The 22,155-nt window shown below is 30.5% G+C and carries 19 protein-coding genes; 11 read left to right on the top strand and 8 right to left on the bottom strand.

All coding sequences use genetic code 11. The features are described 5' to 3' along the window. Window positions 1-36: 36 nt before the first annotated feature. The 3 genes from FHR24_RS12960 to FHR24_RS12950 are packed head-to-tail and all read left to right on the top strand — an operon-like array spanning window position 37 to window position 1,529. Window positions 37-579 (top strand): RNA polymerase sigma factor, encoded by a 543-nt coding sequence (locus FHR24_RS12960; RefSeq protein ID WP_167189797.1) that lies wholly within the window; start codon window positions 37-39, stop codon window positions 577-579. Window positions 580-612: 33 nt separating this feature from the next. Then, window positions 613-1,092 carry a hypothetical protein gene (locus FHR24_RS12955; RefSeq protein ID WP_167189574.1) on the top strand — a complete coding sequence of 160 codons (480 nt, stop codon included), beginning with the start codon at window positions 613-615 and terminating at the stop codon, window positions 1,090-1,092. A 2-nt stretch (window positions 1,093-1,094) separates the two neighbouring features. Next, window positions 1,095-1,529, top strand: coding sequence for a hypothetical protein (locus FHR24_RS12950; protein WP_167189570.1), 435 nt, complete (start codon window positions 1,095-1,097; stop codon window positions 1,527-1,529). Here FHR24_RS12950 and FHR24_RS12945 read toward each other — a convergent pair. Then, window positions 1,522-2,565 (bottom strand): isochorismate synthase, encoded by a 1,044-nt coding sequence (locus FHR24_RS12945; protein ID WP_208412356.1) that lies wholly within the window; start codon window positions 2,563-2,565, stop codon window positions 1,522-1,524. The genes FHR24_RS12950 and FHR24_RS12945 overlap by 8 nt on opposite strands. 9 nt (window positions 2,566-2,574) lie before the next feature. Beyond that, window positions 2,575-2,988 carry a PaaI family thioesterase gene (locus FHR24_RS12940; RefSeq protein ID WP_167189567.1) on the bottom strand — a complete coding sequence of 138 codons (414 nt, stop codon included), beginning with the start codon at window positions 2,986-2,988 and terminating at the stop codon, window positions 2,575-2,577. 79 nt (window positions 2,989-3,067) lie between these two features. Here FHR24_RS12940 and FHR24_RS12935 point away from each other — a divergent pair, with 79 nt between their 5' ends. Continuing rightward, window positions 3,068-3,592, top strand: coding sequence for an IS1096 element passenger TnpR family protein (locus FHR24_RS12935; protein WP_208412355.1), 525 nt, complete (start codon window positions 3,068-3,070; stop codon window positions 3,590-3,592). Here FHR24_RS12935 and FHR24_RS12930 read toward each other — a convergent pair. After that, on the bottom strand, window positions 3,589-4,515 hold the full coding sequence (locus FHR24_RS12930) for a GYDIA family GHMP kinase (RefSeq protein ID WP_167189564.1): 927 nt from the start codon (window positions 4,513-4,515) through the stop codon (window positions 3,589-3,591). The genes FHR24_RS12935 and FHR24_RS12930 overlap by 4 nt on opposite strands. Continuing rightward, the gene (locus FHR24_RS12925; protein ID WP_167189560.1) at window positions 4,515-5,786 is read right to left on the bottom strand and encodes a hydroxymethylglutaryl-CoA reductase, degradative; all 1,272 of its coding nucleotides are present in this window, start codon (window positions 5,784-5,786) and stop codon (window positions 4,515-4,517) included. The genes FHR24_RS12930 and FHR24_RS12925 overlap by 1 nt, the downstream gene beginning before the upstream one ends. 135 nt (window positions 5,787-5,921) lie before the next feature. On the opposite strand from FHR24_RS12925, the gene FHR24_RS12920 reads away from it, so the two are divergent. The 4 genes from FHR24_RS12920 to FHR24_RS12905 all read left to right on the top strand — a co-directional run bounded on the left by FHR24_RS12920 (window position 5,922) and on the right by FHR24_RS12905 (window position 11,543). Further along, on the top strand, window positions 5,922-7,721 hold the full coding sequence (locus tag FHR24_RS12920) for a hypothetical protein (protein WP_208412354.1): 1,800 nt from the start codon (window positions 5,922-5,924) through the stop codon (window positions 7,719-7,721). Between the two features lie 10 nt (window positions 7,722-7,731). Next, entirely contained in the window at window positions 7,732-9,078 is a 1,347-nt protein-coding gene (locus FHR24_RS12915) for a DUF5723 family protein (RefSeq protein WP_167189553.1), read from the top strand. A 118-nt stretch (window positions 9,079-9,196) separates the two neighbouring features. Next, entirely contained in the window at window positions 9,197-10,960 is a 1,764-nt protein-coding gene (locus tag FHR24_RS12910) for a peptide MFS transporter (RefSeq protein WP_167189550.1), read from the top strand. A gap of 58 nt (window positions 10,961-11,018) precedes the next feature. Then, complete coding sequence (locus FHR24_RS12905) at window positions 11,019-11,543, top strand: thioredoxin family protein (RefSeq protein ID WP_167189547.1); 525 nt, start codon at window positions 11,019-11,021, stop codon at window positions 11,541-11,543. Here FHR24_RS12905 and FHR24_RS12900 read toward each other — a convergent pair. The 4 genes from FHR24_RS12900 to surE are packed head-to-tail and all read right to left on the bottom strand — an operon-like array spanning window position 11,540 to window position 15,714. After that, a complete protein-coding gene (locus tag FHR24_RS12900) occupies window positions 11,540-13,522 on the bottom strand; it encodes a ComEC/Rec2 family competence protein (RefSeq protein WP_167189544.1) in 1,983 nt (660 codons plus the stop codon). The two genes, FHR24_RS12905 and FHR24_RS12900, sit on opposite strands and share 4 nt — an antisense overlap. A gap of 22 nt (window positions 13,523-13,544) precedes the next feature. Then, window positions 13,545-14,651 carry a lipid-A-disaccharide synthase gene (lpxB, locus tag FHR24_RS12895; RefSeq protein WP_167189541.1) on the bottom strand — a complete coding sequence of 369 codons (1,107 nt, stop codon included), beginning with the start codon at window positions 14,649-14,651 and terminating at the stop codon, window positions 13,545-13,547. Further along, window positions 14,652-14,942 (bottom strand): hypothetical protein, encoded by a 291-nt coding sequence (locus FHR24_RS12890; protein WP_167189538.1) that lies wholly within the window; start codon window positions 14,940-14,942, stop codon window positions 14,652-14,654. Beyond that, complete coding sequence (surE, locus tag FHR24_RS12885; protein WP_167189535.1) at window positions 14,935-15,714, bottom strand: 5'/3'-nucleotidase SurE; 780 nt, start codon at window positions 15,712-15,714, stop codon at window positions 14,935-14,937. The genes FHR24_RS12890 and surE overlap by 8 nt, the downstream gene beginning before the upstream one ends. Before the next feature lie 157 nt (window positions 15,715-15,871). On the opposite strand from surE, the gene FHR24_RS12880 reads away from it, so the two are divergent. The 3 genes from FHR24_RS12880 to FHR24_RS12870 all read left to right on the top strand — a co-directional run bounded on the left by FHR24_RS12880 (window position 15,872) and on the right by FHR24_RS12870 (window position 22,060). After that, window positions 15,872-17,974 carry a carboxy terminal-processing peptidase gene (locus tag FHR24_RS12880; RefSeq protein WP_167189532.1) on the top strand — a complete coding sequence of 701 codons (2,103 nt, stop codon included), beginning with the start codon at window positions 15,872-15,874 and terminating at the stop codon, window positions 17,972-17,974. A 7-nt stretch (window positions 17,975-17,981) separates the two neighbouring features. Then, window positions 17,982-19,031 (top strand): ABC transporter permease, encoded by a 1,050-nt coding sequence (locus tag FHR24_RS12875; RefSeq protein ID WP_167189529.1) that lies wholly within the window; start codon window positions 17,982-17,984, stop codon window positions 19,029-19,031. Window positions 19,032-19,129: 98 nt separating this feature from the next. Continuing rightward, the gene (locus FHR24_RS12870) at window positions 19,130-22,060 is read left to right on the top strand and encodes a glycoside hydrolase family 2 protein (protein WP_167189526.1); all 2,931 of its coding nucleotides are present in this window, start codon (window positions 19,130-19,132) and stop codon (window positions 22,058-22,060) included. The last annotated feature ends 95 nt before the right edge of the window (window positions 22,061-22,155 follow it).

The following is a 22,155-nucleotide window of genomic DNA, read 5'->3' as shown; positions in this document are numbered from 1 at the left end:
TTTTTACACGTAAAACAGATAAATGCTAAATTTAGTTTGATAAACGAAGAACAACTTATTGCAAATCTTAAAAATTCGAAAACCGCTTCTAAAGCTTTTGACGAATTGGTTAGACTTTATAAAGAACGTTTGTATTGGCACATTCGTAAAATTGTGATTAATCACGATGATACTGATGACGTTTTACAAAACACTTTTATTAAAGTGTATAAAAACATAGGAGGATTTAAAGAAGAAAGCAAACTATTTTCTTGGATGTATAGGATTGCAACTAACGAAGCAATTACGTTCTTAAACAAGAATGCAAAAAAATCTAATGTTCCAATAGAAGAATATCAAAAAGAACTTAGATCTAGTTTACAAGATGATGAATTGTTTGATGGAGATACCATCCAAATAATTTTACAAAAAGCAATTGCAGAGCTTCCACACAAACAACAATTAGTTTTTAACATGAAGTATTTTGATGAACTAAAATATGAAGAAATGTCAGAAATATTAGACACTTCAGTAGGGGCTTTAAAAGCATCATACCATCATGCTGTAAAAAAAATAGAAAGTTATATTAAAAATTATTAAACCTTTTCTATAAAAAAACATCTAAGGTTTAACATGAATAAAGAAAACCAACATAGCGAACAATTTTTAAAAGAGATAACTCGTCAGAAAAATCCTTTTAAAACTCCTGAAAATTATTTTGATAATCTTTCGGAGAAAATAGTATTGCAACAACTTCAAGAATCATTACCCACAAAAACAGGATATTCTATTCCCAAAAACTATTTTGAATCCTTTAGTGTTAAAAAGCCAAAATCTAAAATAAGATTATTAACACCTTATATTGCAACAGCCGCTGCTATAGCATTTGGTTTTTTTGTATTTAAACCAGACAATACAAACAATTACGACGAGCTAAACAATACAGATATTATTAATTATTTAGCCATAGAGGAAAGCATTGACATTAATGAAATTTTAAGCAATACAGAAGATAGTGATCTTTCCTTTTTGTATTCTAACCTTAATGACCTTAACCCTACGGTAGATCAGTTATCTTTAGAATTAAGCGAGTACGAAATTATAGACTTTTAATTATGATTAAAAACATTACCCTTATATTATTTTTATTTTTTGTTAGTTCTAACTCTTTCAGTCAGGAAAAGCAAAAAACATATGCTCAAAAAATTGCTGCTGCTAGAATTAGCTTTTTAACAGATCAATTATCTCTAACTTCTGAACAAGCAGAAAAGTTTTGGCCAGTTTATAACAAAGGAAAAAATGAAATGTATTCTTTTAACAAAGAAAGAAATACATTACAAAAAAAAATAGACTTTAAAACTGTTTCTGAAGTAGAAGCCAAAAAATTAGTATTAAAAATAGACAGCTTTGAAAATTCTTTTCATAAAAGAAAACAACAGTTAAATCAAGACCTAACAACCGTATTAAGTTACAAGCAAATTTTAAAATTAAAAGATGCTGAAGTTAATTTTAAGAAAAAATTATTAGAAAGAATTAAAAAAACTAAATAAGCACATTTTTAATTGTCTTGCTTTTTGCAACAGTTTCTAACCATTCTTTTTCAGGATTACTATCTTTAGTTATTCCACCTCCCACATACAAACAAACCTTATTATTTTTAATAGAAAAGCATCTTAAGTTTACAAACAAAGATGTTTTTTTGTTCATATTAAGAACTCCTAGGTATCCTGTATAAAAGGATCTATGATATCCTTCATTCTCTAATATATAAGTCTTACTATCTTCTTTAGGCAAGCCACAAACAGCTGGTGTAGGATGTAATAATTTTATTATTTTCTCTAAATCCTTATCCTTTTTTAGTGCACCTGTTACTTTTGTTTTTAAATGTAATAATGTTCCAGCTTTTACTGTTTTCACTTCAGAAAAGCACAAATCATTTACCGTATTTTTTAAATTTTGTTTTATAAAATCAGATACCATTTGCTGTTCCTCTAACTCTTTAGCTCCCCATTTAGGGTGTAAATCTCCTTTATATGCTTGTGTTCCCGCTAAAGACATAGTTTTAAAAAAACCTTTTTCCACATTTAACAAAGTTTCTGGAGTTGCTCCCATCCACATACCTACTTTTGGATGGTACCACAAATACACATAGGCATTGATGTAGCTATTTAATAAGTTGTTAAAAATTCTAATTGTATCAAAATCATCAATTAATAAGTCTTCTTTTCTAGAAATCACTATTTTAGATAAACCTGTTGTTTTTATCGTATTTACAGCAGCTGTTACCTTTTGTTGATGACTTATTTGCGTATTCTCATCAACATTACTATTTAAGTCAACTTTATCCTTAAAAACGGGAGTTGATTCTATTTTTTGAACACAAACAATATCTGGTTTTAAAATATAAGCATCTTCATTATTGTCAAACGGGGCAAACACATAACCGCTATCAGAAAAATCAGTAAACAAATACAATTCATCCGTGTTTTGCCCTATAAAAGTAAGATCACTTACATTTGGACTTTTATAAGCAACAAAAGGAGTTCCTTCTTGCTCGGCAATTTTAATTTTTTCTAATATATTCAAACTTAAAACTTACTTAGGTAATAAAATATTGGTCATTTTACACATAGAAATTAACTTCCCTCTTTCATCGGTAACAGCAACTTGCCATAAATGCATAGTATTTCCTCTGTGAATTAAAGTTGCTTTGGCTGTTACCACTCCCTTTGTTTTACTTCTAATATGATTGGCAGAAATTTCAATCCCCTTTACAATATATTTCTGGTTATCTACAAACAAATAAGAAGCTGCACTTCCTACACTCTCTGCCAAAGCAGCAGTAGCACCTCCGTGTAAAATCCCTAAAGGCTGATGCACTCTTTCATTTACCGGCATGGTTCCTACAAGGTAATCTTCTCCCACTTCTGTGTACACAATACCAAGCGTATCCATTAGTGTGTTTTCACTTATTTGATTTAATTTTGCAATCGCATTTTCTAAATCCATTGTTTGTTTTTTAATTCCTGTAAAATTAAGTATTTATTGACTTTTATAACTATTTTTGCCGTATTAAAGTACCTATTTGATGATATACAAAATAAGAGTCGTTTTAGACACCAAAGAAGATGTAATTAGAACTTTATTAGTAGATTCTAAAAGTACGTTAGAAGACTTTCACAAGTTAATTGCTGAAGTGTTTGGTTTTAACGGACAAGAAATGGCTTCTTTTTTTAGAGCTGATGATGAGTGGAACCAAGGAGAAGAAATTCCTTTATGCTCTATGGATGATGCACCCGATGCGCTATGCATGGCTACAACTACTTTGGAGCAAAACATTGAAGATCCAGAAGAAAAACTAATTTACTTATATGACTACATGAATATGTGGACATTTTACTGTGAGTTGATTGAGGTTACCAAAACTACTTTTTCTGCAATTCCTAACTTAGTTTTATCTATTGGAGAAACTCCAGATCAAGCTCCCGAAAAAGAATTTGTGGCAGAAAAATCTAAAGATAGTTTTGATCTTGACGATGATGATTTTGACAACGACTACGATGAGTTTAGTGATTTTGAAAACTTAGACGATATAGATTTAGACAAATATTAATCTAAAATCATATTCTTATAAGCTATAATGGTATTGTAATTTTTATGGGAAAAATACTCTTTTACGTAAGCTTCTTTTCCTGTAACCAATACAAAATCACCACCCCAAGCTCCTAAGCTTTTTATAGCTCCTTTATAATTAGAAAACAAACGTTCTTTTACAGGTTTTATCTTTAAAATTTGTGAAAGAACGTTTTCATGTTTGGTAATAATCTTTTCGAACTCTATTAGCTCCTTAGCCTTTATTAAACTTTCCGTTAATTTATTTAGTTGTTCAATATAACTAGATTTATCAACTTCTAAAGATTTATACATTTTAATCCCTTCTTTGCTGTCTTGTTTTTGATTTAAGTATACAAAAAACAACTGATCTTTAAAATTAGGATTAAAATCAACCTGAGTAATTATGGGATCAATTCCATTTCTTTGATAGGCAATAGGTGTATTATATCTTGCACAAGCAATATCGTAACCACTTCCTCCAAAAGACTTTTCTAATAACTCAAAAGGGTTCACTTTTGCCCAAGTAGCAATACTATTTATTAAGGTTGATGATGTTCCCAATCCCCACTTGTTAGGAAATGTTAAAGACGTGCTTACAGCTACTCCTTTAGAATTTTGCAAAAAATTAGGATTCAATTCTTGAGCTGTACTTAAAATTGCTTGCAAAGTAGTTGCTACTTTTTCTGCATCTGTTTCTACAGATGAACAATTCATGATTTTAAACTTTTTTAAATCAAAAGTAGCAGTAAACCAACATTGCTTTTCTACATTATAACTTTTCCAGCTTATGTTTACATTACTTGTTTGGGTAACTTGTAAAGATTGTCCAAACTTAGTAGGTAGAGCTAAAGAAACCGCACCATCTAAAACTAAATACTCTCCAGATATTAATAATTTACCATTGCTATAATAAGTATCCATTAAGCTCTAATTTTTTTAAGCGTTTCTGCAACTCCACTATAACTCACTACTTTTCCTATTAACTGTTTGGTAACTTCTTCTTTTTCTTGCTCGTTTGCTTCTAGCTGATTTAAAATATTCACCAAATGCATTTTCATATGTCCTTCCTGAATTCCTGTGGTAGTTAAAGCTCTTAAAGCTGCATAATTCTGAGCCAAACCTGCCACTGCTATAATTTGCATTAATTCTTTTGCGTTAGGATTGTCTAACATTTCTAAGGACAATTTAGACAACGGGTGTGTACTTGTTAAACCTCCAACAGTTCCCAATGCTAAGGGAACCTCTATAGAAAATGTAAATATTTCGTTTTCTACTTTACAAGAAGTTAAACTTTTATAGGTACCAGATTTTGCCGCATAAGCATGTACTCCGGCTTCAATGGCTCTAAAATCATTACCGGTAGCAATTACAACTGCATCAATACCATTCATAATTCCTTTATTGTGAGTAACTGCTCTGTGTGGTTCTACATTAGCAATAGCAACAGCCTGAACCATTTTATCTGCAAACAATTTTCCATTAGTAGGATGTAATTTATCTACCGAGCAACTTACCTCTGCTTTTACCAAACAATTAGGAACGTAATTAGATAGAATGCTCATTACAATATTAATTCCATCTTTTTTAAATTCTTTTGCAATAGTTTCTAAACATGAGTTAATAAAATTAGCTCCCATAGAATCTTTAGTCTCAAAAGTTACGTGTAATTGATAGTAATTTTCCAGTTCTAGAGTCTTATCACGCAATTCAATCTCTAAAATACCACCACCACGCTTGCGCATATTCTTGGTAATATTATCAGTTACTAAAATTAGCTCCTGTTTCTTAACAATAAAATAATCTTGTAAAGTATGTTTATCTCCCTCAAACATAAAATGCACCTGACCAACCTTTTCGGTATTTATCACTTTTGCTTTAAAACCTCCTTTATCAGACCAAAATTTAGCAACTAAAGAGGCTGCAGCTACTACAGAACTTTCTTCTATAGCCATAGGAATTGTATATACTTTGTTGTTAATCACAAAATTGGGAGCAATTCCAAAAGGCATGTAATAGTTTGATACTGTATTCTCTATAAAATCATCATGTAATTGTTGTAATTGTTTATCTGTGTTCCAGTACAAACTTAAAATTTCATTTGCGTTTACATTCTCTTTTAAAAAATTAGCGACCAACCAATTAATCTTTTCCTGTTTGTTTAACTTAGAAAAACCCGATACTAATGAAGACATAAAAATTGTGGAATTGTTTAAAATACAAATATACATTCATAATTCTTAATATTTATATAACGATTATTATGATTTTAACATTTGTTAATCGTTATAATTTTCTTATTTTTGGCTTTCAACTATACAAAAAAACAAATGAAAAACTTTACCCACCGCATAGGTATGCAAAGTCTTGTTATCTCAGGACTGTGTTTAAGCCTATTAGGATGTTCAGAATCTTTTGATACATCCTTTTTTGAAAAAGAAATTAACGACCCTAGTCTTGCAGTAGGATTAAAAATTGGTTATTCTGAATACACTGCTACAGAATTATTTGAAGAAATTGGAGATGATATTGAAGTAGGTACTACTGACGATAACGGAAAATCTTTAGTAAGCTTTACCTATACTGAATCTTTAAACTCTGCCAACAACTCTGATTTTGTAAGTGTGGATGATCAAAGTTTTGAAGGAGATTTTGATCTTTTAGCAAGTTCTGGATTAGTAGGACAAGCTCCTTATGTTACAGGAACAGTTGCTGGTGATGAAGTACAAGATTCTTTTAAAGACATTAAATCTTTAACTTTAGATTCTGATTTAACAGCTGCTGATTTTTCTGCTGGTACTTTTACCATTACACTAGAAACAACTACAGAAGCTCAAACAGTTGTTGAATTTACAATTCCTTCTTTTAAAAGAAAACCAGTAATTGGTACAGGAAGCTATAATAGAACATTTACACTTAATAATAATAGCGGTGCTGACGAAGCTTCAATTACAGTAGATCTAAATAACTACGATTTAGATTTTACCTATGATGCTTTAGATCCAGATAGTAATACAGGTGTTAACAATGTTGCTGTACTGCTTGATGCTACTGTAACTTTTGAAAATGGAGATATTGTAAGTTCTACAGACAATTTAAAATACACCATTACTCTTACTAATTCAAAAGTAAAAACTGCCAAAGGTGATTTTAAAGATGCTAGTTTTAACGTAGACAGTCAAACTTTTGACCTAGACTTTTTTAAAGAAATTGGAGAGGGAAATATTACTTTTGAAAACCCTATATTAAAATTAACAGCAAATAGTGGTTACGGATTTCCTATTGGTTTAACATTAGAAGATATTAAAAGTTCTAAACCAGATCCTAACGATGCTAATGCAGAAATTTTAACGAATTTAATTATTACAGATGCGACTCCACTAGATGACAATATTGAACCTATTACAGGAGGAACTGGAAATTATGCTATTATAGATGATGCCGCTACTAACGGTGAGACCAAAGAATCTATCATTATTCTTAACAAAGACAATTCTAATTTAGACGATTTATTAAACGGAAAGCCAACTAAATTTAAATTGGATGTAACTGCAGGTGCAAACCCAAACAGTACTACAGTTAACACCAACTTTTTTGATGTTGCCAATACTTTGGCTGTAGATGTAGTGGTAGAATTACCTTTATACGTAACTTTTGAAAACTTAACTTTTTCTCCAGATCCTTTTGAGTTTGATTCAGAAGATATTGAAGATATTGAAGAAAACGTAAGTTCTTTATCATTAAACGTACATACAAAAAACTCTATTCCTTTATCAGGAACTGTTACTTTAGACTTTTTAGAAAGTAACGGAAACATTGCTTTTTCAAAACCTGCTAGCTTAATGAATGCAGCTCCAGTTGATGCAAATGGACTATCAACATACATTATTGATGCTAATGGAGATTTAAAAGAGGGAACTACTGTTGTAAAACCTACAGAAACTATTGTTGATTTTACAAAAGAGGAAATTAGTGCTTTAACAAACGTTACCGACATACAAGCTGTTATTAAATTTAACACAACAAACTCAGCAGCCGCTAAAATCCAAAGTACAGATAAAGTAAGATTAGATTTATCACTTATAGGAGATTTTACAGTTTCTGAAGACGAAGATGATGATAACAACTAAAAACAAGACAATGAAAAATTCAATAAAATTAATAGCAGCAACTGCTTTCACTGTCTTGTTAACAAACAGTGCTAAAGCACAAAGTCAAATTTCATTTTTCCACTTAGGGGATTATGTACAACAATCTACAGATGTATCTCCCGTATACATTCCAAAAAACTCTTTTTCTTTTGGTTTGCCTGGAGTTTCTTTATCATTTAGCAATGGTTTCTCTAGTTCTGATTTACTTACCGTAGAAGCAGGAACAGAAAACACAACAGATCAATTTGGTAATGATACAGAAAGATTAGATTACAACTTTCAAAACATATACGATCAAGTTGATGGTGATTATAACGATCTATCATTAATACAAAGTGTTAATATTTTAAACCTTGCTTTTAAACGTAAACACGGATCATTATCTTTATTTGTAAACCAAAAAAGTAATGTTAACTGGCAAATGAGTAAAAATGGATTGTTAAATCTATTTAACGATGGTTTGGCCAAAACAGGAAACAGTATTGTTATTGATGACAACGTAGATGTAACGTCTTATGTTGAAGGAGGAGTTGGTTTTACACAACAATTCTTAAAAGACAAACTAGCTATTGGTGTTAGAGTTAAATATTTAATAGGTATTTCTAACGGTTCTACCGAAGAAGATGGTACCGCACAAATAGATATTAACAACGACATGTCTTGGACCATAAACACCAACAATGCTTTTGCAAGAACAGCAGGGTTAACAGGAGAAGATGACGAAGAATTTAGCACAGCTAACTCTGGTATTGGTTTTGATATTGGTGCAAGCTATGAGATCATTCCAAACTTAGTAATTGAAGCTGCAGTTAATGACATTGGTTCTATTACTTGGAAAGAAAACGTAAAAGAATATTACTTAGAAGATGTTACTAATCTAAAACACGATGGTACAGATTTAAGATCTGACAATGATGTATTAGAAGAATTAGAGGCATTGGTAGAAACTGGTAAATTAGATGCTAGTGAAAGAGAAGGATCATCTTACAAAACATCTTTAATGACTACTTCTTATTTATCTGCTAGCTACAAATTGGCTAATATTCACCAATTTAGAGCTACTATGTACAACAATCATAAATTAGAAGATAGTAAAGCTATTCTTGCATTAGGATACAACTTAGCCTTAGACAAAACTACTTATGGTGTAGTAGGTATCAAAAACGACCAAGGCGACATGGATTTAGGGGTAAACTTAGCTACTAAATTAGGACCTTTACAATTATACTTAGCCACAGATAACCTTAACAAGTTACTAGGACCTGTAGAAGATATAAGACAGGCCAATATTAGATTTGGATTAAACTTTGTATTTGGTTACAACAAATGGTTGTAAAAAACAAAAAATTACACTCAAAAAAAAGCTGTCTTTCATTAGGCAGCTTTTTTTGTTTTTAATACAGAATAAATTGTTTACAAAAAGTGTATTTTTAGCTTTCTAAATAATTTAGTGTATGGAATTTATTTACGGTGGTAGTGCAACAAATCAAAAAACTGTATTAGGACATCCTTCGGGATTATTTGTTTTGTTCTTTACAGAAATGTGGGAACGATTTTCTTTTTACGGAATGAGAGTTTTATTGGTTAACTTTTTAACCATGGCAATTACCGGAGTAAATAACCCTGGTTGGGGCTGGAGTGCAGAACAAGCGGGAGCTTTATTTGGAACGTATGCAGGCCTATTATATATTACTCCTATTTTGGGTGGAATTATTGCTGATAAAATTACAGGATACAAATGGGCTGTTGTTATTGGAGCTGGTATTATGACTTTAGGTCATGCTGCCATGGCTTTAGAAACAGAAGCTACCTTATATATTGGTTTGACATTGTTAGTTCTAGGAACTGGTTTTTTTAAACCCAACATGACTTCCATTATTTCTGAAATGTATACTCGTGTTCCTGAAAAAAAAGATGGAGCTTTTACCATTTATTATATGGGAGTAAACGCTGGTGCTTTTTTTGGAATGATGCTATGCGGTTATTTGGCAGAAACACAAGGATGGGCTTATGGTTTTGGTTTGGCCGGAATTTTTATGTTGTTTGGAACCTTACAATTTTGGCTAGCTTCTCCTCTATTTGGTATCATAGGCGAAGTACCTAAAAAAGAAACTACGGTTTCTAACACTACAAATAAAACTAACTATTTTACTACTATTGATAAAATACTAATAGCCATCAGTTCGGTTATTGGTTTATTATATTTATTAAACGACCCTAGTTCTAAAATTGCAAATATTAATTTATTGCCTCAAGTCTTTTTAGGCATATCCGAACATATTTCTGGAGCTACAGAACTTGTTTTAATTGGATTGTTTATTTTTTTATTTTTGGTCATCAGTAGAATTGTTAGATACGAAAAAGTAGTTAGAGACAGAATGATTGCTTTGATTATTTTTGCTTTGTTTACCGTATTCTTTTGGATGTCTTTTGAGCAAGGAGCTACATCGCTAATTATATTTGCTAGAGACTATACACAAAGAGAATTAACAGGGAATTACGCTGTTATATTTAACATTATAAACACTTTACTAACCGTAATTCCTTTGCTAATTATTTCTTGGGTATTGTGGTTATTATACAAACAAACTCATAAAATAATTAAAATATCAAACTGGATTTTAATCGTTAGTTTTTTAGCTATTTGGGCAGTTGTTGGAGGAATGTTATATAAAGAATTTTCTGCAGATGTTACTACCGTTACCGTAGCTTGGTTTAGCACTTTAAATTCCTTTTTTATTATTGCTTTTGCCTCTTTTTTTTCTAAATGGTGGGAAAGTAAATACAACCCTACATCAGCTCAAAAATACGGATTAGGTTTAATTTTATTAGGAGTCGGATTTGCTTTTTTATCTTATGGAGCAAATGCCATTCCGTCAGATGCAACACCTGGTTCTGTTAAAGTAGGTATGATTTGGTTAATTATGGCTTATTTATTCCATACTTTAGGAGAGTTATGCTTGTCTCCATTAGGCCTGTCTCAAGTAAGTAAACTAGTCCCTGCAAAAATGATTGGTTTTATGTACGGAATGTGGTATTTAGCCATTGCTATAGGTAATAAACTGGCTGGTTCTTTAGGAGGACAAATTGATGCTATTACAAAAGCTTACGACTTATCTACTTTTTTCTTGATTTTTACATTAGTACCTATTGTAGCAGGAATTATAATAACACTACTAAACAAAACTTTGGTACGAAAAATGCACGGAATTACATAATACTTTGTAAGACTCAACCAATTTAAAAGACTTATACACAAAACTTAAATACATAAAAATGAAACATATATTTTTTTACCTTTTTATAATTCCGGCATTCTTATTTGCTGCTAATCCAGAACCTAAAGAAATTAATTGGATTACTTTTGAACAAGCTATTGCTTTAAACAAAACAAACCCAAAACCTATTATTGTAGATGTATATACCGATTGGTGTCATTGGTGTAAAGTAATGGATAAAGAAACCTACACAAACACTACAATTACCGATTATATCAATCAAAACTATTACGCTGTTAAGTTTGATGCTGAACAAAAAGAACCTATTACTTTTAATGGACAAACTTTTAAATACATTACCAGCGGAAGAAGAGGTCACCATGAATTTGCCGAAGTTATTTTAAAAGGTCAACTTAGTTACCCTTCTACAGTATTTTTTAATAAAGAAGAAAAAGTTGTATACGTTGCTCCAGGATATTTAAAAAAACCTGTTATGGAAAAATTAATCAACTTTATGCATCAAGAAGTTTACTTAACAAAAGACTGGGATACTTTTGAACAAGGTTTTAAAAGTAAACTTTAATTTACCACATAAGCTCCTTGTGAGTTAACATCATAACAAGGCACTTGTAGTGTTTCACAAGTGCTTTTCCATTTTATTCTATTATTATAAAAATTAGAAGCTCCAATAATTACCAATTTGGGTTCTATCTTTTTAAGCACTCTCTCTATATTTATTTTTGGATTTTTAAAGATTATTAAAACCAAACCTTTCATATTTAATTGATCATAAGCTAATTTATCATCTACAAGTACATACGTATTTTCTTTAAAACCTATAACTTTTGATTTTATAGGTGTTACTTTCTCAATGTTATTTTTTATCTTATTCTGATGAATTATTTTTTGATATCCAGAATCTGTAAACACAAATATATTTTTGTCTTTTTTAATTGAAACTATGCTATTTTTATAATCATTATATATAATTAATTGTTCTTTTTGATGAATTTTATACTGATTGTAAATATGACAAAACTGAAATATTATCAAACTACTAAACAACATAACTAAACTTTTATAAGAATATTTATACAACAATTTCCATATTAAAATAAGCACTATATAATAACCTAAAACGTGAACTTGACGAATAGAAATATCCTTTAAAAGAAAAGACTCTAAAGATGAAAAATAATTAATCATATTAATATATCCTCTTATAAACTCATCAAACCACCTTTCTATAAAGATCCATTTATTTGTAATTAAAACTTTTATCAAGACCAAAAAACCTCCATACAAAACCAAAGGCAACAATGAAACCGCTATAAAATTAGCCATTAAAAATTGTAAAGGTAGTTGATGAAAATAATATAAGGTTATAGGTAAAACTCCTAACTGAGCCACTACAGAAACGACAACAACATCTACAAAATATTTTATGATTTTGTTTTTTAAGTGATATTTCCTCATTAACAAAGGATAGAAAACTACAATACTGATTACCGCTGTATAACTTAATTGAAAACCTACATCAAACAAATAATTGGGTTGTAACAAAAGCAATAACAGCATAGAGCTAATAATAGGCTCTAACAACAAGCCTCTTTTTCGCTTTAATTTAGAAAGTATTATAAAACTAAACATTGTTACAGATCTTACGACAGAAGTAGATAATCCAGAAAAAACAGCAAAACACCACAAGCAAACTACAACAATAAAAACATGAATATAGTTTCCATAATTAAACCGCTTTACAAAGCCAAAAGTGTAACATAATAAAAAATACAACACCCCAACATGCATTCCAGAAATTGCAATTAAATGTACCACTCCAGCATTGGTAAAAGCAACTTGCATTTCTTTAGACAATTGTTCTCTATCTCCCAACAACATAGCCATTAGTAATCCTTTGGTTTCTACAGACAAAGTGGATGTTTGTAATTTGGCAACTATTTTAGTTCTATAATTCTGTATTTTAAATAGTCCAAAATCACTTTTACCTATTTTTATATAATTATAAATTCTAATTTTTCCGTATACTTTTTTTAATGACAGATATTTTTTATAATCAAAATCATATGGAGAACTTGCTGTATTTATTGGTTGTATAATTTGTTTGCAAACAAAATTATCTCCTGCAATTAAAACTGATGTGGAATCTTTTAACGTTTCTACCAATACATTACCACATGCTTTTTTAGAACCTATAGAGGTTACCTTTGCATAATATCTATTTAGCTTTTTTGATGACTTTAATGTTTTGATTACCGTAAGTTGCAATGTAGAAACAGAAGGCCTAAAATACGTGTAATGATGTTTGTTATTCTGTTCTTTATTAATAAGGATAGAAAACCAACTAGATAAAATTCCAAAAATAATTAATGTAAATAAAGTAATGTATCTTTTAAACAAAGTTGTAGACCTCATCAATACCATTGATAAGATTAAAATAAAAACAAAAATTATAAATAGAGTGTTATTACTGTGTTGAAATAAGATTCCAAACAGCACACCTATTAGTACCTGAAAAGGCACATAGGATAATAATAATTTCATAGCTTTTTAAAGCTACTAAATTTTACGCACTTAAAATACTATCTGCCAGTTTTTTAGAAGCTCCAACACCCCCTAATTTTTGTTCTAGCTCATCATAGTCAGATAACATAATCTCTCTTCCTTCTCCAGAAAGGATATTCTTTAACTCAATAATTAGTGTTTCTTTGGTAAAAGTATGTTGTAACAATTCAGTCACAACTTCTCTTTGCATGACCAAATTAACTAGGGAAAAGAACTCTATTTTAACCAATAAGTTCCCTATAAAATAAGTCAATCCACTAGTTTTATAACACACAACCTGAGGCACTTTAAACAAAGCTGTTTCTAAAGTTGCCGTACCCGATGTTACTAAAGCCGCTGTAGAAATAGATAGTAAATCATACGTCTTATTAGCAATAAATTTCACATCAGAAGTTCCTATAAAAGGAATATAAAAAGCTTCTTCTTTACTTGGGGCTCCTGCTATAACAAATTGATATTCTTTAAAAACATCAACTACAGTAAGCATTACGCTTAAAATTTTAGTAATTTCTTGCGTTCTACTCCCTGGTAATAACGCTATAATAGGTTTGTCTCCTAAATGATGTTCTTCTCTAAATTTGCTTTCGTTTATTGATTCTCTTTTTGCTATTTCATCAAACAAAGGATTCCCTACATAATTTACCTCGTAATTGTGTTTGTTTTTAAAGTAATCCACTTCAAAAGGAAAAATGACATGTAAATGATCTATGTTCTTTTTTATTTTATGAATTCTATTTTCTTTCCAAGCCCAAATTTTTGGAGAGATATAGTAGTGTACTTTAATTCCATTTTTTTTTGCAAACTCAGCAATTCTTAAATTAAAACCAGGATAATCAATTAAAATTAATACATCAGGCTTAAATTCCATAAGATCTTTTTTACAAACATCTATGTTTTTAAAAATACTTCTAATGTTTTTTAACACCTCTAAAAGTCCCATAAAAGCAAGTTCTTTGTAATGCTTTACCAAAGTACCTCCTATTTCTTGCATTAAATCACCTCCAAAAAAACGGAACTCTGCCTTTGGATCTTTTTCTAACAATGCTTTCATTAGATTGGCTCCATGTAAATCTCCAGAAGCTTCTCCAGCTATTAGATAATATTTCATTTAAATTGTATTATAAATTATAAAAAAGATGGCTATTAAAATTACGGACATCAAAACTCCTCTGGCTTCATATAATTTATTTTTCTTAATAAAATATTGAAACACAAATATATTTGGCAATGCTCCCAAGGTTATTACTTTAAATAGTAAATGCTCTTTTACTAAAACCGAGAACAAATCTAAAACAGAAGAAACGGGCAATGCAATTACCACATAAAATATTGTTCCTATAAAACATACAAAAAAACCTAATAAAGTTCCTAACAGAACATCTTTCTGAATGTTATTCATTTAAACTCCAATTATTTAATTTTTGAATCATATGATGAGCCGTTAAATCAAATTGAATAGGAACTAATGAAATGTAATTTTGAGCCAACCAATATTCATCTGTATCTTCTCCTGAATCTAAATTTTCAAACTCACCCGTTAACCAAAAATATTCTTTTCCTAATGGGTTTACTCTTTTGTCAAACTTTTCTCGCCAATTTGCTCTAGCCTGTCTACAAACCTTAATTCCTTTATAAGGACTTTTAGAAATTTTAGGAAAATTTACATTTAACACCACTCCATCAGGCAAACCGTTCTGCAAAACTTCTTTGGCAATTTTACGCACATAAAATTTAGCGGCACTAAAATCGGCATCTTTAGAATAATCACATAAAGAAAAACCTATAGACGGAATTCCTTCTATTCCTGCTTCAATAGCAGCACTCATAGTTCCCGAGTATATTACACTTATAGAAGAATTGCTTCCGTGGTTAATTCCAGAAACACACAAATCAGGTTTTGTATCTAAAACTTCGTTAATTGCCAATTTTACACAATCTGCTGGAGTTCCTGTACAAGAAATTTCTTTAATAGCATCTCCATCTACTTTCTGAGGTTTTAATTCTAAAATAGCATCAATGGTAATTGCATGACCTTTACCACTTTGCGGTTTATCTGGAGCTACAACATATACGTCTCCAAGTTTACACATTTCTTTAATTAAAGTTCTGATACCTCTGGCGGTAATACCATCGTCATTGGTTACTAAAATTTTTGGCTTACTTTTTGTCATCTCTTAAATGTTGATAAACAAATTTAGCATATTATATTTAGCTATGGTAAGGTTTTAGTCTGTTTAACGATTATTTAAATGAATCCTAGTATTTGTTTATAATCCTGCCAAAAAAAACTAAATTAGTAGCTCTTATTACAGAATACACAATATTTAAATGAAAAAATATCTTAAGCATTTTTATATTCTTACTTTAATAGTTGGAATATCAGTATTTTATAGTTTTAAAAACCACCAATCTGAAAAAAATCCTGAAAAGGATCAAGTTTTAATGGAGGCTTTACGTTTTATATTAGAAAAAGGTCATTACGAGCCCAAACTAATTGATGATGAATTTTCTGAAGGAATTTTTAAAAATTTTATTGAAAATTTAGACCCCTACAAACGTTATTTTTTAGCAAGCGATGTAGCTCAGTTTAAAAAATATTATCATGATATTGATAATCAAATCATCCGAAGAAAATTTGATTTTTACAATGACGTAATTGGAACTTTTAATGTAAGGTTACAAGAATCTGAAAACTTGTATCAAGAAATTTTAAAAAATAAATTTGATTACAATGTTAAAGAGGCTATTAATTTAGATGCCGAAACAGCTGAATATCCTATTAACACAGCCGACCAAAAAAATGTTTGGAGAAAACATTTAAAATTTTCTACCGTTAGTAAGCTAAATGACTACTTAAAAGAAGAAGAGGAAAAAGTAAAAGAAGATAAAAATTACAAACCACAGAGTTTTGATGCTTTAGAAAAAAAAGCAAGAGAAAAAACATTGGATAATATTAAAGATTTATTTTACTATGAACATCAAACTCCAGATAGTGATCGTTTTGCTGTTTTCTTAAATTGCATTACTGCACAGTTTGATCCACATACAAGTTATTTTGCACCAGATATGAAAAAGAGATTTGACTCTAGCATGTCAGGTTCTATAGAAGGTATTGGAGCAAGATTATCTGACGAAAGAGGATATACCAAAATAGTAGAATTAATTCCTGGAGGTCCCGCATACAAACAAGGAGACTTAGAAGTGGGTGACTATATTGTTAAAGTTGCTCAAGGACAAAAAGGAGAACCTACAGATATTGTTGGGATGCGTTTGTCTGATGCTATTGAATTAATTAAAGGTAAAAAAGGAACTACGGTAGTTTTAACCGTAAAAAAGGTAGACAATACTTACAAAAAAATTGCCATTGTTAGAGACATTGTTGAGTTTGAAGACACGTTTGTAAAATCTTCTATTGCCATAAAAGATGGTAAAAAATATGGAATCATTCATTTACCAAAATTCTATATAGATTTTAGCAAACAAGAACAACGCAATTCTGCTATTGATATGCGTGTAGAAATTGAAGAGCTTAAAAAAGATGGTATTGAAGGTTTGGCTATTGATTTAAGAAATAATGGAGGTGGTTCTTTAAGTACTGCCATAGATATTGCTGGGTTGTTTATAGAAAAAGGACCTGTAGTACAAGTAAAATACAAAAACAATAAACCAGACATTAGAAATGATGAGGATAGTAAAATTGTTTGGAATGGTCCTTTGGTAATTATGGTTAACGAATTATCCGCATCGGCATCAGAAATTTTAGCCGCTGCTATGCAAGATTACAAAAGAGCTATTATTATTGGTAGTAAGCAAACTTATGGAAAAGGAACTGTACAAAATGTAATTCCAATTAATCAGTATTTAAATTATGGTGATGATTTAGGTGCTTTAAAATTAACTATTCAAAAATTCTACAGAATTAACGGAGGTTCTACACAATTAAAAGGAGTAAGTTCTGATATTGTTATGCCTGATAGATACAGTTATTTAGACATTGCAGAAAGTAAATTAGATGCTCCTTTAAACTGGGATCAAATTGCAAAAGCAAACTATAGTAATAACAATTATTACGCTAACTTACCTCAGGTTGTTTCTCAAATGCAAAACAGCATTAGTACCAACAAACAGTTTAATAAAATTGATGAATATGCCAAATGGTTAAAAAAGAATCAAGACCATTTAACGTATTCTTTAAATTTAAAAACATTTCAATCAGATCAAGAAATATTAAATATTGAGGCAGATAAATACAAAGATATTTTAAAATACAACTCTCCATATAAATTTACATTTCCTAGTTACGAGAACAAGTTAGTACAAACAGATACTATTTTAAAAGACAAAAGAACTGCTTGGCATAAAAATTTACACGAAGATATTTATGTAAACGAAGCGTTAGAAACATTAAGCAAATTAAAAATTGTTCAATAACGATTAAATGAAGTTTCTAAAATCTCTTTTTAATTCTAAACATATACTGGCCAACCTTTGTGTTGGCTTTATATGTTTTGGTAGTTTTGTAGCCTTATTTGCTTATTTTATTGCTCCAGACAATACTACAAATGCCAATACAATGCATGTTACCATTCAGGCAAAACCACCTGGTTTTTCTACATACATGCTTCAAGAAACATCTATTACAGAAAAGCAAAGTCTTTGGAATCAATTAATAAACGGAGATAATTCATATATAAAAGAAACCCCTGTTAGTGAAGATTATAAAATCAACAAAACAAGTATTAGTTACAAGCCACAATTACAAAACGATTTTATTACCATAGATAAAGCCGAACATATAAAAATCATCAAAAAAACATTTTGGCTAGGAACAGATAAGTACGGAAGAGATTTATTAAGCAGGTTAATTGTTGGAGCTAGAATCTCATTTTCAATAGGTATTGTTGCCGTAACTATTTCTTTAGTTATTGGATTGTTATTAGGAGCTATTGCTGGTTATTTTGGTGGTTTTATAGACAGTGTAATTATGTGGTTAATTAATGTTACCTGGTCTATCCCTACTATACTATTGGTAATTGCAATTACCGTTAGTTTAGGAAAAGGATTATGGCAAATATACGTTGCTGTAGGTTTAACCATGTGGGTAGAGGTTGCCAGAGTGGTTAGAGGACAAACTAAAAGTGTTAAAAATTTGCAATACATAGAGGCAGCAAAAGTATTAGGCCTTTCAGATTTACACATCATTATCAAACATATTATTCCTAATATTATAGGACCTGTTATTGTAATTTCTGCTTCCAATTTTGCAGCCTCTATATTGGTAGAAAGTGGCTTAAGCTTTTTAGGTTTAGGAGCACAACCTCCTACTCCATCTTGGGGAATTATCATTAAAAATCACTACAATTATATTGTTACTGGTAAAGCATATCTGGCTATAATCCCCGGGGCATTAATTGTATTACTAGTTCTTTCTTTTATGATTATTGGAAACTTACTAAGAGACAAATGGGATGTTAAAAACAACCATTAATTCTTAAAACCCAAACACGTTACTATATAAAACATATGTTGCTTTTAGTCTTGTTTTTTAACTATAATTTAGTTGTAAAACATTATACACTTAAAAGCATGAAACACCTAATTTTTAGTTTTATTCTGCTAGTAACCGGAATTCAACTACAGGCTCAAAATTTACCTGATGGTTTTCCTAAAACGGACAGAACCAAAATTAATTTAAAAAACGAATGGAAGTTCCAATTAGGAAACCCAGAAGCTAAAAACTATATAGCAGAATTAAATGATGCTAAATGGGAAACCGTAAGTATTCCCCATACTCTTAAATTAACATCGTTAACCTTAGATGATTTAGATGACGATAAAGTACAGTTGGTATTTCATAGAAATGTAGGATGGTATCGTAAAAACTTAAACATTCAAAACTCTAACAAAAAAGTGTTTTTAGAATTTGAAGGAGCTCATCAAGTTACCGATTTATGGGTAAACGGAAAACATGTAGGACAGCATGCTGTAGGTGGTTATACTCCTTTTCATTTTGATATTACGAACTATATTACCAAAGGAACAAACAATCAAATTACATTGTTGGTAGACAACCGAAGAAATGAAGTAATTCCTCCAGATCCAGGCCCTTTTGATTATGTAAAATTTAGTGGTTTGTACCGTGATGTATATTTGGTAGAAACTAACAACGTACACGTAACTTTTAATTGGGAAACACTACATTCTGGAGTAAATATCACCACTCCAACCATAGATGTAGTGAACAAAAATGCTGTTATTGATATTAAGACAGCTGTTAAAAACGAAAGTAACAATGAGGTTGATTGTACCATTAAAACAAGGTTAATCAACAAAGAAGGCTTAGTTGTTCTTAGATTAGAAAACACCAAAAAAATTCTTAAAAACCAAGAATATCAATTTAACCAAATAGGAAGTCTTGAAGACAATGTTCATTTTTGGGATACTGAAAACCCTTATTTATACAGGGTAAATAGTGTAATTACCATTGATGGAAAAGAAGTAGATTTTGTAGAAAATAAAATTGGTTTAAGAAAATTTGAATTAGATCCTGTTAGAGGTTTTATACTAAATAACAAACCCATCAAACTAATTGGAGCCAACAGACATCAACAATTCCCTTACCTTGGAGATGCTGTTCCTAACCAACTACACTACAAAGATGTTCTTCAGTTTAAAGAATATGGATTTAATATTTTACGTACAGCTCACTATCCACAAGACAATGCTTTAATTAATGCTTGTGATGAATTGGGTATTTTAGTATACGAAGAAGCTCCAACTTGGGTTTCAATTTCTCAAAATGATGCTTGGTGGGATAACTTAGAAAAAACCGCCAGAACCATGGTAAGAAATCACAGAAACCATGCTTCTATCGTAATGTGGGGAGCAGGTGTAAACCACAGAGGTTATGTACCTAGAGTACACAATACCATAAAACAAGAAGACCCCAACAGATTAACGGCATCACAAGGAGCAAGATGGACAGGTTGGCAATCTTCTGGTCTTACAGATATAAATGCAAATATGTTATACGGTCCTTTTATTTGGGACAGATCAGAACCTATTTTTGCCATGGAAGGTAGACATGGTGCCAAAGCAATTGGTGCCTACAAAAGAGATCCTTTAATGTTAGGATTAATCTCTTGGACGGCTCACGCATATTATACTTTTCACCCAACCCATGCTAAGGCTAAAGACAAAATTGATAGAACTAGAAGTGGAATGATGACCATTTTTAGACAACCTAGACCAGAATTAGATTGGTACAAAACTGAATTAAAAACCGAACCTTTTGTAAAAATTCTAGAAGACTGGAAACCCAACACAAAAGAAGTTACTGTATATAGCAATGCTAAAAAAGTTGAATTATTTTTAAACAACAAAAGTATTGCAAAGCAGCAACCTAGTAAGGACACTATTTACAACGGATTAGACCATGCTCCTTTCCACTTTAAAAACATTCAGTACAAAAAAGGAAAATTGGTTGCCAAAGCTTATTTTGATAACAATACAACTAAGGAAACTAGCAAACTAACTCCAGAAAAACCACATAGGATTTTATTATCTATAGATGATAAAGGAAGAACGTTTACTGCAGATAATAATGATATTATTGTAGCTTATGCAACTGTAGTAGATAAAAACGGAACAGTAATTACTGATTTTAAAGACAAAATTAAATTTACCGTAAATAAAGATGCAACCATTATAGGAGATGATATCGCTATTAATGCCAATCCTATGTTTACAGAATATGGTGTTGCTCCAATCTTGATAAAGGCGGGAAAAACCACAGGAACCATTACATTAAAGGCAAGTTCTAAAGGATTAAAATCTGCCAAAACTACCACAACACTAATTGCTAAAAATAATAATGAAATTCTTAAAAATGCAAAACCTATTTACGATTTTACCAAAGAACGAGTAGATTTGGGAGCTCCCGATCAATTGACACAATTTGGATGGAATTTTTGGAATGGAGAAGACAACAGTAATAATAGTAGTTATGTTTTTAAACAATTTAAAGGAGCTACAGCTCAACTTCAAAAAACATCAAATAATGGAGTGATACGTTGGCTAGGAGAAATGAACGTAGTTGGTAAATATGGTTTTGCCTATGCAGATGGTATTATTGCTATAGATAACAACGGAGTAAATTTGGTGCTAAAAAATTTAACGAAAGGAACTTATAAATTAAAAGTTTGGCACCATGCACCAAGAACCAATTCAGATTTAATGGATCCTAACAAAAACAAATTAAAATCTAAAACAATTCATAAGCTACCCTACGAAAAAACGATACTTGTTAGTTCTAACAATGCGATCAATTCAAAAGAAATAATAGCAAAGGTTACCGAAGGAAAAAATATGCAATACCAACCTGCTGGGACTTCAGAAATTATAATTAAGTCAGACGGAACCAATCCTATAATTATAAATTACAAAGGAGAAAAAGACAAAGGTATTTGGATCAATGCTTTTGAGTTGACAGAATGGAATACAAAAGTAACTCCATAAGTTTAACCCTATAAACAACAGTAAAGTTGCTAATAAATTCATTTTTATTAGCAACTTTTTTTATACTCAATTAACAATAAAAAGTTAAATGTTTT

Source organism: Wenyingzhuangia heitensis (assembly GCF_011762155.1).
In the GTDB taxonomy this organism is placed as follows: Bacteria; Bacteroidota; Bacteroidia; order Flavobacteriales; family Flavobacteriaceae; genus Wenyingzhuangia; species Wenyingzhuangia heitensis.
This window is presented reverse-complemented; position numbering and strand designations above follow the sequence as displayed.

What these genes read in the sequence shown, in the direction of transcription:
- FHR24_RS12955 (WP_167189574.1), top strand. Translation starts at nt 613, where the DNA reads ATGAATAAAGAAAACCAACATAGCGAACAATTTTTAAAAGAGATAACT.
- FHR24_RS12950 (WP_167189570.1), top strand. Translation starts at nt 1,095, where the DNA reads ATGATTAAAAACATTACCCTTATATTATTTTTATTTTTTGTTAGTTCT.
- FHR24_RS12940 (WP_167189567.1), bottom strand. Translation starts at nt 2,988, where the DNA reads ATGGATTTAGAAAATGCGATTGCAAAATTAAATCAAATAAGTGAAAAC.
- FHR24_RS12935 (WP_208412355.1), top strand. Translation starts at nt 3,068, where the DNA reads ATGATATACAAAATAAGAGTCGTTTTAGACACCAAAGAAGATGTAATT.
- FHR24_RS12930 (WP_167189564.1), bottom strand. Translation starts at nt 4,515, where the DNA reads ATGGATACTTATTATAGCAATGGTAAATTATTAATATCTGGAGAGTAT.
- FHR24_RS12925 (WP_167189560.1), bottom strand. Translation starts at nt 5,786, where the DNA reads ATGTCTTCATTAGTATCGGGTTTTTCTAAGTTAAACAAACAGGAAAAG.
- FHR24_RS12920 (WP_208412354.1), top strand. Translation starts at nt 5,922, where the DNA reads ATGAAAAACTTTACCCACCGCATAGGTATGCAAAGTCTTGTTATCTCA.
- FHR24_RS12915 (WP_167189553.1), top strand. Translation starts at nt 7,732, where the DNA reads ATGAAAAATTCAATAAAATTAATAGCAGCAACTGCTTTCACTGTCTTG.
- FHR24_RS12910 (WP_167189550.1), top strand. Translation starts at nt 9,197, where the DNA reads ATGGAATTTATTTACGGTGGTAGTGCAACAAATCAAAAAACTGTATTA.
- FHR24_RS12905 (WP_167189547.1), top strand. Translation starts at nt 11,019, where the DNA reads ATGAAACATATATTTTTTTACCTTTTTATAATTCCGGCATTCTTATTT.
- FHR24_RS12900 (WP_167189544.1), bottom strand. Translation starts at nt 13,522, where the DNA reads ATGAAATTATTATTATCCTATGTGCCTTTTCAGGTACTAATAGGTGTG.
- lpxB (WP_167189541.1), bottom strand. Translation starts at nt 14,651, where the DNA reads ATGAAATATTATCTAATAGCTGGAGAAGCTTCTGGAGATTTACATGGA.
- FHR24_RS12890 (WP_167189538.1), bottom strand. Translation starts at nt 14,942, where the DNA reads ATGAATAACATTCAGAAAGATGTTCTGTTAGGAACTTTATTAGGTTTT.
- surE (WP_167189535.1), bottom strand. Translation starts at nt 15,714, where the DNA reads ATGACAAAAAGTAAGCCAAAAATTTTAGTAACCAATGACGATGGTATT.
- FHR24_RS12880 (WP_167189532.1), top strand. Translation starts at nt 15,872, where the DNA reads ATGAAAAAATATCTTAAGCATTTTTATATTCTTACTTTAATAGTTGGA.
- FHR24_RS12875 (WP_167189529.1), top strand. Translation starts at nt 17,982, where the DNA reads ATGAAGTTTCTAAAATCTCTTTTTAATTCTAAACATATACTGGCCAAC.
- FHR24_RS12870 (WP_167189526.1), top strand. Translation starts at nt 19,130, where the DNA reads ATGAAACACCTAATTTTTAGTTTTATTCTGCTAGTAACCGGAATTCAA.